At 68.4% G+C, this 12,725-nt stretch carries 11 protein-coding genes; 3 read left to right on the plus strand and 8 right to left on the minus strand.

The window, feature by feature from the left end:
• Positions 1-159: 159 nt before the first annotated feature.
• From thiE to tkt, 6 genes are all read right to left on the minus strand, one after another.
• Positions 160-828 (minus strand): thiamine phosphate synthase, encoded by a 669-nt coding sequence (gene thiE / locus P7L68_RS12345; RefSeq protein WP_372005750.1) that lies wholly within the window; start codon positions 826-828, stop codon positions 160-162.
• Positions 825-1,745: a class I fructose-bisphosphate aldolase gene (locus tag P7L68_RS12350; RefSeq protein ID WP_372005752.1), complete on the minus strand. Its 921-nt coding sequence runs from the start codon at positions 1,743-1,745 to the stop codon at positions 825-827. The genes thiE and P7L68_RS12350 overlap by 4 nt, the downstream gene beginning before the upstream one ends.
• 205 nt (positions 1,746-1,950) lie before the next feature.
• Positions 1,951-2,289, minus strand: coding sequence for a hypothetical protein (locus P7L68_RS12355; RefSeq protein ID WP_372005754.1), 339 nt, complete (start codon positions 2,287-2,289; stop codon positions 1,951-1,953).
• Between the two features lie 33 nt (positions 2,290-2,322).
• Positions 2,323-3,519 carry a phosphoglycerate kinase gene (gene pgk, locus P7L68_RS12360; RefSeq protein ID WP_372005757.1) on the minus strand — a complete coding sequence of 399 codons (1,197 nt, stop codon included), beginning with the start codon at positions 3,517-3,519 and terminating at the stop codon, positions 2,323-2,325.
• A gap of 109 nt (positions 3,520-3,628) precedes the next feature.
• Positions 3,629-4,633, minus strand: a complete 1,005-nt coding sequence (gene gap, locus P7L68_RS12365; RefSeq protein ID WP_372005759.1) for a type I glyceraldehyde-3-phosphate dehydrogenase — start codon at positions 4,631-4,633, stop codon at positions 3,629-3,631.
• Between the two features lie 133 nt (positions 4,634-4,766).
• Positions 4,767-6,776 carry a transketolase gene (tkt, locus tag P7L68_RS12370; RefSeq protein WP_372005762.1) on the minus strand — a complete coding sequence of 670 codons (2,010 nt, stop codon included), beginning with the start codon at positions 6,774-6,776 and terminating at the stop codon, positions 4,767-4,769.
• A gap of 407 nt (positions 6,777-7,183) precedes the next feature.
• Here tkt and P7L68_RS12375 point away from each other — a divergent pair, with 407 nt between their 5' ends.
• Both P7L68_RS12375 and P7L68_RS12380 read left to right on the plus strand, forming a co-directional pair.
• Entirely contained in the window at positions 7,184-8,614 is a 1,431-nt protein-coding gene (locus P7L68_RS12375) for an alanine/glycine:cation symporter family protein (RefSeq protein WP_372005765.1), read from the plus strand.
• A gap of 78 nt (positions 8,615-8,692) precedes the next feature.
• Positions 8,693-10,066, plus strand: coding sequence for an aspartate ammonia-lyase (locus tag P7L68_RS12380; protein WP_372005768.1), 1,374 nt, complete (start codon positions 8,693-8,695; stop codon positions 10,064-10,066).
• Positions 10,067-10,136: 70 nt separating this feature from the next.
• Here the strand turns inward: P7L68_RS12380 and P7L68_RS12385 are convergent, their stop codons facing one another.
• Together P7L68_RS12385 and P7L68_RS12390 are read right to left on the minus strand one after the other, a co-directional pair.
• Positions 10,137-10,982: an asparaginase gene (locus P7L68_RS12385; protein WP_372005771.1), complete on the minus strand. Its 846-nt coding sequence runs from the start codon at positions 10,980-10,982 to the stop codon at positions 10,137-10,139.
• On the minus strand, positions 10,982-11,728 hold the full coding sequence (locus P7L68_RS12390; RefSeq protein WP_372005774.1) for an aspartate/glutamate racemase family protein: 747 nt from the start codon (positions 11,726-11,728) through the stop codon (positions 10,982-10,984). The genes P7L68_RS12385 and P7L68_RS12390 overlap by 1 nt, the downstream gene beginning before the upstream one ends.
• A gap of 155 nt (positions 11,729-11,883) precedes the next feature.
• On the opposite strand from P7L68_RS12390, the gene P7L68_RS12395 reads away from it, so the two are divergent.
• Complete coding sequence (locus P7L68_RS12395; protein WP_372005776.1) at positions 11,884-12,690, plus strand: helix-turn-helix domain-containing protein; 807 nt, start codon at positions 11,884-11,886, stop codon at positions 12,688-12,690.
• Positions 12,691-12,725: the final 35 nt, after the last annotated feature.

Below are 12,725 nucleotides of genomic sequence, written 5' to 3' on the forward strand. Positions count from 1 at the left end.
TGGGCTCGGGACGGGTCTTCGGGATGGCGCTGGTCGGAAAGGGGGCAAAGATGAAGAGGCGCCGCCATCCCGTGAAATCGCCGCCGCCCCGCGTCTCGGGGGCTGACGGAAAGCCGCGGGTCCACGCGGCCGCTGCCGCGGAGGGGGACCCTCGGGCCGTCAGCCCCGGTCGGGGACGGGGCCTTCGTCTTCGAGGGCCCGCGCGATCTCGCGGTTGAAGTCGGCAACCGCCTGGGCGGGGCCGGCCTCGTAATTCCACACCCCGGCGGTAACCGCCAGGAAATCGGCACCGGCACGGACCAGGGGCGCGCAGTTGGCGACCGTGATGCCGCCGATGGCGACGCAGGGCACTTCCATCAGCTCCTGCCACCAGTCCAGCAGGTCCAGCCCGGCGGTCGCCGGCGGGGTCTTGGTGGTGGAGGGGAAGAAGGCGCCGAAGGCGACGTAATCCGCACCTTCCTCGGCCGCGACCATGGCGCGGTGGCGCGAGGCATAGGCGGAGACGCCCAGAATGGCGTTGGGTCCCAGGATCCTGCGGGCCTTGGCCTGGTCCATGTCGTCCTGGCCGATATGGGCGCCGTCGGCCCCCATTTCGGCGGCGATGTCGGGCCGGTCGTTGACCAGCACGGCAACACCGCGCGGCTGGGCCACCGGCAGCAGCCGCTCCACCGCGCGCCGGACGTCATCGTCGGCCGCATCCTTCAGACGGATCTGCAGGCAGGCGACGTCACCGCCGTCGAGCGCGCGGGCAAGCGTATCCGCGAACGCCGCCGGCGCGAAGGCCGGCGGCGTCAGCAGATAGAGGCGGCAATCGCGGGACGCGCTCACGCCTTGCCCTGATAGATCTTGATGATCTGGTCGAGCAGGGCGAGGGCCTCCTCACGCGGGCGCTGGAAGGTGTTGCGGCCGATGATCGAGCCGTTGGCACCACCGTCGCGCAGCTGCCGGATCTCGTCCATCAGCTCGTCGGTGCCCTTGGCGTTGCCGCCCGAGAACACCACGATGCGGCGGCCGGCGAACGAGGCCTGCATGACGTGCGAAATGCGCTCCGCCAGCGTCGAGCGGGCGATGTCGTACTTCTCGTAGACCTTCTTGGCCTCGTCCTGCTCAAGATCGGCGGTCGGCGGCTTCACCTTGATGATGTTGGCGCCGAGCAGGGCCGCATGGTGGGCGGCGTAGGCGCAGACGTCGAGGGCGGTCTCACCCTTCTTCGACAGCATGCCGCCACGCGGATACGACCAGACGACGACGGCGACGCCCTTCGACTTCGCTTCGAGGGTCAGCTCGCGCAGCTCCTCGATCATCTCGAACTGGTATTCCGAGCCCGGATAGATGGTGAAGCCGATGGCCGAGCAGCCGAGGCGCAGCGCGTCGTCGACGGTCGCGGTCACGGCCTGGTCCTTCTCGGTCGCCAGGCTGTTGGAGCTGTTGACCTTCAGGATGGTCGGGATCGCGCCGGCGAAGGTGTCGGCACCGGCTTCCAGCATGCCGAGCGGGGCGGCATAGGCCGACAGGCCGGCATCGATCGCCAGCTGATAGTGGTAGTGCGGGTCGTAGGCCGGCGGGTTCGGGGCGAAGCTGCGCGCGGGACCGTGCTCGAAGCCCTGGTCGACCGGCAGGATGACCAGACGGCCGGTGCCGCCCAGACGGCCTTCCATCAGGATGCGGGCGAGGTTCGCCTTCACACCCGGGTTCTCGCCTTCGTAATTGGCGAGGATCCGCTTCACGCGCTGAGTGATCTTCATCCGGTCGTCGTTCCCTGGCTGATGCGCCGGCGGCGCCAGAGGCGGCCGCCTTTGCTGTAAACTCCTGGTCCGGCGCTGAAAAGCAGTACCGGCCGCGGGGGATGCCCGTCCGATGCGCCTTGTAACCGAGACGTGCGTGATTTGCAATCACCCGACCACGGTGGGGGGCGCGACAACTTCGTGTCAGGGGCCCCCATAAGGCGTCTCAAAGGGGGTCTTGGGGCGTTCGTACCCTGGTTTCGGGGGCGGCTGCGGCGCAGAGCGCCATAAGTACGGCGGGTGATGTCTCGATCACCGGATCGGCCAGCCCCGAGATGGCCAGCATATGGGCGCGTGCTGCGTCGCTGCCGCAGTCGACCACCAGCCGGCAACCGGCGGTTTCGGGCCGGGCGGCCAGCGCTGTGGCCAGCTCCCGGATCCAGCCGATCCCGCCCGCGGCGAGCAGCCCGGGCGGGGTGGTCACGGCGGCGGGCACCGCCCGTCGACCGTCCCTGATGGCGTCGGCGAGGGCGGTGATGTCGGCGAGGGCCGCCACCGCTGCCACGCGATCATCCCCGCCTGCACCGACCGTCATTGGTCAACGGGAAAGCGCTGCGACGCCCGGCAGTTCCTTGCCCTCGCAATATTCGAGGAAGGCACCGCCCGCGGTGGAGACATAGGTGAGTGCATCGACCACACCGGCATGGGCCAGTGCCGCCACCGTGTCGCCGCCGCCGGCGATGGAGGCGAGCGTGCCGGCGCTGGTCAGCTTTTCGACCGCCCTCGCAACCGCCACCGTCGCGGCATCGAAGGGCTGGATCTCGAAGGCGCCGAAGGGGCCGTTCCAGAGCAGGGTCTTCGAGCCTGCAAGGCAGGCTTCGACCTCGGCGACGGTCTTCGGCCCCACATCCAGGATCATCTCGTCGGCTGCGACGTCGTTCACATCGACGGTGCGGTTTTCGGCCCCCGCCTTGAACTCGCGCGCCACCACCGCATCGACCGGCAGCACCACCCGGCAGCCGGCGGCCTGGGCCTTGGCCAGGATGCCGCGCGCGGTTTCGGCCAGATCGGCCTCGCACAGCGACTTGCCGACGGCGATGCCCTGGGCATGCAGGAAGGTGTTGGCCATGCCGCCGCCGATGATCACCGCATCGACCCGCGCGACCAGATTGTTCAGCAGGTCGATCTTGGTCGAGACCTTGGCACCGCCGACGATGGCCGCCACCGGGCGCTGCGGCTCGGCAAGCGCCGCACCCAGGGCCTCAAGCTCGGCCTGCATCGACAGGCCGGCGGCGGTGGGCAGGCGCTCGGCCAGGCCCACGGTCGAGGCATGGGCGCGATGGGCGCAGGAGAAGGCGTCGGAGACGAAGATCTGGCCCAGGCTTGCCAGCGCATCGGCGAAGCCGGCTTCGTTCTTTTCTTCCCCGGCATGGAAGCGCAGGTTTTCAAGCAGTGCGACCTCGCCATCGGCAAGCCTGCCCACCACGGCGGCGGCGGCATCACCGATGCAATCCTCGGCGAAGGCGACCGGGCGGCCGATCGCGGCTGCGAGCGGGTCCACCACCGGCTTCAGGGACATCGACGGCACGACCTTGCCCTTCGGCCGGTCGAAATGCGAGAGCACGACCACCCGGGCGCCGCGTTCGGCCAGCGCGCGCACCGTCGGGGCCTGGCGCTCGATGCGGGTTGCGTCGGTGACGACGCCGTCCTTCATCGGCACGTTCAGGTCCAGGCGGACAAGGACGACCTTGCCGGCGACGTCGATCTGGTCGAGGGTCTTGAAGCTGGCGGGCATGGGGGAGCGTTCCGTTCTCGCGAGGGAAGGGCCGTATGAGAGGCGATCTGAAGACGATCTAAAGAAACGGGCCCCGCGCATCGTTGCGCGGGGCCCGCATCAGACAAGATCAGAGCTTGCCGAGCGCCACGGCCGTGTCGGCCATGCGGTTCGAGAAGCCCCACTCGTTATCATACCACGAGAGAACACGCACCAGCGTGCCATCGATCACCGCGGTCTGGGTGGTGTCGAAGCTCGACGAATGCGGGTCGTGGTTGAAGTCGATCGACACCAGCGGCTCGCTGACCACGCCCAGAACGCCCTTCATCGGGCCCTCGGCGGCGGCGCGCATCGCGGCATTGACCTCGTCGACCGTGGTCGCGCGCTTGGCGACGACGGTCAGGTCGATCATCGACACGTTCGGGGTCGGCACGCGCACGGCGACGCCGTCCAGCTTGCCCTTCAGCTCGGGCAGCACCAGGCCGACCGCACGGGCGGCGCCGGTGGAGGTCGGGATGATCGACTGTGCCGCGGCACGGGCGCGGCGCAGGTCCTTGTGCGCCACGTCCAGCACCGGCTGGTCGCCGGTATAGGCGTGGACCGTGGTCATGTAGCCGTGCTCGATGCCGATGGTGTCGTTCAGCACCTTGGCGACCGGAGCCAGGCAGTTGGTGGTGCAGGAGGCATTCGACACCACGGTGTGCTCAGGCGTCAGGCCGTCCTCGTTCACACCGAAGACCACGGTGTAGTCGGCGTTGTCGGCCGGGGCCGAGACCAGCACCTTGCGGGCGCCGGCTTCCAGGTGCTTCGCGGCGGCATCACGCTTGGTGAAGATGCCGGTGCACTCCAGTGCCACGTCGACCTTCAGCTCGGCCCAGGGCAGCTTGGCCGGGTCGCGTTCCGAGGTCACCTTGATCGGGCCGGTGCCGACGTCGATGGTGTCACCCTCGACCTTGACCTCGCCGTTGAAACGGCCATGGACCGAATCGTACTTGAACAGATGGGCGTTGGTCTCGGCAGGCGCGAGATCGTTGATCCCGACGACCTGGATGTCGGTACGGCCCGACTCGACGATCGCACGCAGAACGCCACGGCCGATGCGGCCGAAGCCGTTGATCGCCACCCGAATGGTCATGCCTTCCTCCGAACTGTCTTCGACGTGGGGGAGCCGACCGCCTTGGCGGCTCCCCTGGGGGGTTGTTACGGTCGCTGCGGCACCCCGGATCGGCCAGCCCCCGAACGGGGGAGGGCCGGAACCGGATCCCCGGTCAGACGCGCGCGAGTGCGGCGTCGACCACGGCCTCGGCGGTGATGCCGAAGTGACGGTAGAGTTCGGGCGCCGGCGCGCTGGCGCCGAAGCCGGTCATGCCGATCACGGCGCCCTTGGGGCCGGTCCAGCGTTCCCAACCGAAGCCGATCCCGGCTTCGATCGCGACACGGACCACGTCGCCGCCCAGCACCTCGGCCTGATATCCGGCGGGCTGCGCCGCGAACAGTTCCCAGCAGGGCATGGAGACCACGCGGGTCGGCACGCCCTTGGCTTCCAGCGCCTCGGCGGCGGCCACCGCGATCTCGACTTCCGACCCGGTGGCGAGCAGCACGACCTGCGGTGCGGCCGAGGCCTCGCGCAGGATATAGGCGCCCTTCGCCGACAGGTTCCCGGCCGACGCCTCAAGGCGCAGCTGCTTCAGGTTCTGGCGGCTGAGCGCCAGCACCGACGGGCCGTTGGTCCGCTCCAGCGCCGCCGCCCAGCATTCCGCCGTCTCGACCACATCGGCCGGACGCATGACCGCCACATTCGGCATCATGCGCAGGCTCATCAGATGCTCGACCGGCTGATGGGTCGGGCCGTCTTCACCCAGGCCGATCGAGTCGTGGGTCATCACATAGATGACCCGCTGCTCCATCAGTGCCGACAGACGGATCGACGGCCGGCAATAATCGGTGAAGACCAGGAAGGTTCCGCCATAGGGGATCACGCCGCCATGCAGCGCCATGCCGTTCATGGCCGCAGCCATGCCGTGCTCGCGGATGCCCCAGAAGATATAGCGGCCGTCGAATTCACCCGGCGCCACCGGCTTCATGCCCTTGGTGCGGGTGTTGTTCGATCCGGTCAGGTCGGCGGAGCCGCCGATCAGTTCCGGAATGGCCGGCACCAGCACTTCCAGCGCCATTTCCGACGCCTTGCGGGTGGCGACGGTCTTGGGCGAGGCGATCAGGCCAGCGATGTAGTCGTCCAGCGCCTGTTTCCAGCCGGCCGGCAGTTCGCCCGCCATGGCGCGGGTGAATTCCGCCTGCGTCCCGGCGTCGAGTGCAGCCAGACGCGTTTCCCAGGCGGCGCGCTCGGCGGCACCGCGGGCGCCGGCATGGGCCCAGGCGGTACGGATATCGGCCGGGATCTCAAAGGGGGCATGGGGCCAGGCCAGCGCCTCGCGGGTGCCGGCGATCTCTTCGGCGCCCAGCGCCGCGCCATGCACGCCCGAGGTGCCGGCTTTCTTCGGCGCGCCATAGCCGATGACGGTACGGCAGGCGATCATCACCGGCCTGTCGGAGCTGCGCGCCCGGTCGAGCGCGGCGGCGACCGCCTCGGCATCATGGCCGTCGACCGCATCGGTCGCCCAGCCGGCGGCTTCGAAGCGTGCCCGCTGGTCTTCCGAGCTGGACAGCGAGACCGGGCCGTCGATCGAGATGCCGTTGTCGTCCCAGAGCACGATCAGCTTCGAGAGCTTCAGATGGCCCGCGAGCGAGATCGCCTCCTGGCTGATGCCCTCCATCAGGCAACCGTCGCCAGCGATGACATAGGTGTAGTGGTCGACCACCGATCCGCCGAAGCGGGCGGCGAGCAGGCGCTCGGCCAGCGCCATGCCGACGGCGTTGGCGATGCCCTGGCCCAGCGGGCCGGTCGTGGTCTCGATGCCCGAGGCATGGCCGTATTCGGGGTGGCCGGCGGTGCGGGCGCCCAGCTGGCGGAAGTTCTTCACCTCGTCCAGCGTCATGTCTTCATAGCCGGTCAGATGCAGCAGGGCATAAAGCAGCATCGAGCCATGGCCGGCGGAAAGCACGAAGCGGTCGCGATCGGCCCATTTCGGGGCTTTGGGATCGAACTTCAGGAACCGGGTGAACAGCACGGTGGCTGCGTCGGCCATGCCCATCGGCATGCCCGGATGGCCGGAATTCGCACGCTCGACGGCGTCCATGGCAAGGGCGCGCACGGCATTGGCCATGTCACGCGGCGTGGGCGCGGTGGTCGAGGTGGCATCGGTCGTCTGAGCGGTCATGGGCCTTCACGCAAGCGTTCGAAGAGGGGCAGCGGCCGGCGCGGGGCCGGCAGGGAGCGCCACGGGCAAAGCGGACCTGCGGTGCGCGCGGGCAATTGCACGCCTCAGCGACCGCGTCAACCACCTTTAACGAGTGCCGTGCGGCGCAAAGATGGCGGGGTGTCATCTCTCCGTCAACCGCCTATTTCCGCGGCGCCTTCCTGCCACCGGTCCGCAGTCGCCGCATCCGGGTCCCACAGGGGCCGGCGGGGGGCCGCCCGGGCATGCCTGGTTCACCCTGGCGCGTGAACAGCACCAATCTGCATCAGGTCGCAGCCAACAGCGGAATCCTGCGGTGTGCGGGGTCTCTCTACCATGACGCTCATCCAAAACGGGCCGGATTACGGCCGTGGGGCAGGAGGGAGACGATGGAATTCCTGACGGCGTTCTTCGGAGCGATCGACAATCTGACCTGGGGGTGGGCGCTCATCCCCATTCTCGTCGTGTTCGGCGTGTTCCTGACCATCATGTCGGGCTTCGTGCAGTTCGTGTTTTTCCGGCGGATGTTCCGGGTACTGGGCCGCGGCGCCAACAATGCCGATCCGAACGCGATCTCGGCGCGCGAGGCGCTGCTGGTCTCGGTGGGCGGGCGCGTCGGCGGCGGCAACATCGCCGGTGTCGCGGTCGCCATCACGCTCGGTGGCCCGGGCGCGGTGTTCTGGATGTGGGCGATCGCGCTCTGCGGCATGGCGACCAGCCTGATCGAATGCACGCTCGCCCAGCTCTACAAGACCCGCGACGGCGAGGGCGGGTTCCGAGGCGGGCCGGCCTATTACATCCGCCGCGGCCTCGGCGGGCGCTATAACTGGCTGGCCGTCGTCTACGGCATCTGCCTGATGGCCTCGTTCGGCTTCGGCTTCAATGCCTTCCAGGGCAACACCATGGCCGGCGCCCTGCACGACAGTTTCGGCATCGACCGCCTCTGGTCGGGCATCGTGATCGTGGCGGTGACCGCGCTGGTCATCTTCGGCGGCATCAAGCGCATTGCCCGGGCGGCGGATGTTGTGGTGCCGGTCATGGCGCTCGGCTACATCGCCATCGCCCTGGTGGTCATCGTGCTCAACATCACCGACGTGCCGGATATGCTGGTGCGCATCGTCCGCTCGGCTTTCGGCTTCGATCAGGCGGTTGCCGGCGGCATGGGTGCCGCCATTGCCCAGGGCCTGCGTCGCGGCCTGTTCTCCAACGAAGCCGGCCTGGGCTCGGCGCCGAATGTGGCGGCCACCGCGCTGGTCCGCCATCCGGTCAGCCAGGGGATCACCCAGTCGCTGTCGGTGTTCATCGACACCATTCTGATCTGCACCTGCACCGCGCTGATCATCCTGCTGGGTGACGTCTATGTTCCGGGTGCCCAGGGTATCGACGGCGTGGCGCTGACCCAGCAGTCGCTGGCAGGGCATCTGGGCGATGCCGCGCGCTATCTGCTCACCCTCGCCATCCTGCTCTTCGCCTTCTCGTCGATCATCTATAACTACTATCTGGGCGAGAACGGCCTGGCGGTGATGACCCGGTCGAAGCCCGCCGTGCTGGCGCTGCGCTTCGCCATCCTGGCCATGGTGTTCCTGGGCGCGGCCGCGCCGCAGGCAACGTCGGTGTTCTTCTTCTCGGACCCGATGATGGGCCTGCTCGCCCTGGTCAATCTGATCGCGATCATCATGCTCTTCCCGGTGGCGATGCGGGTGATCGACGACTACCGCGCCCAGCTCAAGGCCGGCGTCGCCCGCCCGGTGCTCGATCCCGCGCGCTTCCCCGATCTGGATCTCGATCGCAAGGCCTGGGACCCGACGATCTGGAAGTGATCCCGACGTGACTGCCGGGGCCGTTCTCTCCGGACGGCCCCGGTCCCACCCCCGCACACCACAGCCTGGATCAGACCGATGCACCATACGATGCGCATCGAAGAGGACGGCCTTGGCCGCATGCCTCTGCCCGAAGATTGCCTCTGGGGCATACACACCGCCCGGGCGATCGCCAATTTCCCGATCACCGGCATTCCGCTGTCGCTGTTTCCCGAATTCGTCCGGGCGCTGGCCTGGGTGAAGGTGGCGGCGGCCCGCGCCAATCTGGCGTTGGGGGTGCTGACGCCGGAAAAGCACGACGTGATCGTGGCGGTCGCGGCCGAGATCATCGACGGCCGCCATCTGGAGCATTTCAGGGTCGACATGATCCAGGGCGGTGCCGGCACCTCGACCAACATGAACGTCAACGAGGTGATCGCCAATCTGGGCCTGATCCGGATGGGCTTCCGGCCCGGCGACTACGACCATCTGCACCCGAATGACGACGTCAACCGCTCACAGTCCACCAACGACGTCTATCCCACGGCGCTGCGCCTTGCGATCGTCGATCAGTGCGCCGCCTTCCGTGAGGCGCAGCTTCGGCTCTGTGCCGCTTTCGAGGATCGCGCGGCGGCCTTTGCCCATATCCGCAAGATCGGCCGCACCCAGCTTCAGGATGCGGTGCCGATGACGCTGGGCCAGGAATTCGCCGGCTTCGCCGCCACGATCCGTGAGGATGTCGCGATCATCGCGCGGCTGTCGGAACTGCTGCTTGAGGTCAATCTGGGCGGCACCGCCATCGGCACCCGGGTCAATACGCCCGACGGCTATGCCGAGCGTGCGGTCGCCGAACTCGCCCTGGTCTCGGGGCTGAAGGTGACGCTGGCCGGCGATCTGGTCGAGGCGTCATCCGATACCGGCGCCTATGTCACCTTCTCGGGCGTGCTCAAGCGGATCGCGGTCAAGCTGTCCAAGATCTGCAACGATCTGCGCCTGCTTTCGTCGGGCCCGCGCTCGGGCTTCAACGAGATCCGGCTGCCGGCGATGCAGGCGGGCAGTTCGATCATGCCGGGCAAGGTCAACCCGGTGATCCCCGAAGTCGTCAACCAGGTCGCCTTTCAGGTGATCGGCAACGACCTGACCGTCACCATGGCCGCAGAGGCGGGGCAGTTGCAGCTCAACGCCTTCGAGCCGGTCATCATCCTCAACCTGCTCCAGTCCATGCGCATGCTGATCAGGGCCATGGACACGCTGGCCACGCGCTGCGTGACCGGTATCGAGGCGAATGTCGCCCAATGCGAGGGGGCATTGGAGAACTCGCTGGTGCTGGCCACGATGCTCGTCCCCCATATCGGCTATGCACGGGCCGCCCGGGTGGCGAAGACCGCGCTGGCAGACGGGGCAGGGGTTGCCGAGACCGCGCTGCGGCTGGGGGTCGGCAGTCATGAGGAGATCGCCGCCTGGCTCCGCTGATGCGGACCTGCCGGCGGCGACGGATCGGGGGAGCTTCGGGGGAAGGCTCCCCCGATTTCGTTTGGCAGGCTCAGCCGAGCCAGAGGCGGATGAGGGCGGCTTCCGGGGTTTCCGGGCCGCCATTCTCCACCCCGCAGGACCAGAGACCGGCGCCCGCGGCATAGCTGCCGGGAACGAGCCCGCCCTGTTCGCACTGGCTGACCGCCCGGATGCGTTTGCCCGCCCTGACGGCATCGGCCAGGGCGTCGATGACCGCCGGATCGGCCATGGCGGTGCCGGCGCCGAAGACCCTGAGCACCGCGCCGTCGAGTTCAGCCAGGCAGGCCCGCAGCATGGATGCCGGAATGCCCGGCGACAGGGAGAGTATCGCAAGCCGCCGGTCGCCGAACCGTCGGCGGCGTGGCGGGCAGGCCGGAGCCTGCGGGATGGCCCGGAAGCTGTCGGCGCCTTGCGAATCGTGCTTCACCAGCCCGTCCGCCGGCATCAGGCGGCCGGCGAAGGCCAGCATCACCGCTTCACCGGGGCGGAGGGCGGCATCGATCGCAAGATCGAGATTGTCTTCCGCATCGCCGTGGCGGCCGAGCGGCTGCATGGAACCGCAGAGCACGACATGGCGGCCGAGCCCCGCCAGTGCCTGCGACAGCGCGGCACCGGTGAAGGCCATGGTGTCGGTGCCGTGGGTGACGATCACCGGCGTGCCCGGATGGTCGTCGATCAGGTCGAGCATCCGGTTCCAGTGCGCCGGGCCGACATCGGCGCTGTCGAGCAGCGGCGCGAAGACGCGGGTGGTCAGCCGGATGTTCTTGGGCAGGCGCGCCTCGACCGCGGCCTCGACCAGCCCGTCGACGGGGCCGAGGCCGTCGGGCGTATCGCCCATGCCGATGGTGCCGCCGGTGTGGATGAGCAGCAGGCGCATCAGGCCGCCTTCATGCCGGCATGGCCGAGGGCAAGCGCCGCCAGCCGGGCCGCGACCGCATCGGTCACGTCGATGAGTTGCCGCCCGGCCACCGGCTGCGCGATCAGCGGCAGCTCGGTGCAGGCGAGCAGGATGGTTTCGGCCTGCATCTGCATGATGATCTCCTCAAGCCGCGGGCGGAGTGACGGATGGGCGCCACCCAGCCGCTTCACGTCGTGGATGAGCGTCTGCAGCCGGTCGGGGTCGGCCGGGGTTTCGATCGCGACATGGGCGGCGAGGCCAGCATAGGCGGAGTGGTCGTCGAGCGCCACGACCGGGGCTGCCCCCAGCAGCCCGATTCGACATGCGCCGCTCTGCCGGATCTCGTCATGGAGCACGCCCTGAAACGAAACCAGCTGACCGGCGCCGGGGATATCGGCCAGCAGCGCATCGATCCGCGGGGCGTACCAGTTCAGCGTATTGCAGGCAATGGCGAAGGCATCGACCCCGGGCGCAATCTCCCGCACCGTCCGCTCCATTGCCGCCCAGACCACCGCCTCGTTGGCCCTGAGGTCCATCGAGAGCCCGAGAGCGGGTTCCGAAACCGCAACCAGCCGCGGCGCGTCCAGATCGCCGCGGAAGCTGGTGCCCATCAACGCCTGGGTATGGCGCAGGATCTTGGCCCAGAGATCGAGCCCGGCTTCGGGGCCGGAGCCTGTGATGATGCCGAGCGTATAGGCCCGGCCGGCATGGGGGCGCGGTGTCATGGCATGGGTCTTTCCCGCGAAGATGGTCCGAGGGCATCGCGCCGAAGGCACGTAGGCTGCCATGAAATGGTGTCGATGGGGCCCCTGCTTGACAATGCGGCACTCGGTGCTCAATCTGATGCAGATTTGTGCGATTACAGCATCAAAGAGCGCAGATGACCGAGATCGCCGAGAATCTTCGCCTGCTCTGCTCGTATCGGCCGTCGATCTCTCAGGTCGGGCGGGATCTCGGCATCAACCGCAGCCAGCTCAACCGCTACCTGGCCGGCAGCTCCGCGCCGCGGCCGGCGCTGCTGCGCAAGATCTGTGACTATTTCGGCGTCGAACCCTACGAGATGATGCTGCCGCCGCGCGATTTTGCCGAGATCGTCCGGGTCCGCGGTCTGGACGAGGGCACCACCAACCGCCGGCTGCGCCAGCATTTCGACCGGGTGATGGCCCTGGGCGATGCCCGGGTCCGCAATCTGACCGGCATGTTCTTCGAATACTACTATTCCATGTCACAGAAGGGGAAGGTGATCCGCGGGCTGATCGTCTTCTCGGTGGAGGACGGGCGGACCTTCTACCGGCGCCTGGAACGCATGGGGCCGCATGACCGGCCCGGCCGGCGCCACTACCGTTATCAGGGTGCGGCCCTGGTCGCCGGGGACCGGGTGTTCATGTCGGATTACGAATACGGCGCCGGCATCGAGCTGACCCAGACGGTGCTCTATCCGGACTACGCCCTGCGCTGGACCCGGCTGCACGGGGTGAAGCTGGGGGTGTCGGCCGATCAGGCCCATATGCCCTGTTCGGTCCGGGTCTATCTGGAGCGGATCCCGGCGCGGCTGTCGCTGACCGGTGCACTCAGGGCCTGTGGCCTGTTCGATCCCGGCCATCCCGAAATCCCGCCGCATGTGCCCGAGATGATCGACAACCGCATGTCCGGTCCCTATGCCTTCGACGCCTATGCCCGGCGGTGACCGCTGGCGCAGTGCGGCCCTGGTCCCTGGCATCA

Origin of the sequence: Tistrella mobilis, from assembly GCF_041468085.1 — a bacterium.
In the GTDB taxonomy this organism is placed as follows: Bacteria; Pseudomonadota; Alphaproteobacteria; order Tistrellales; family Tistrellaceae; genus Tistrella; species Tistrella mobilis_A.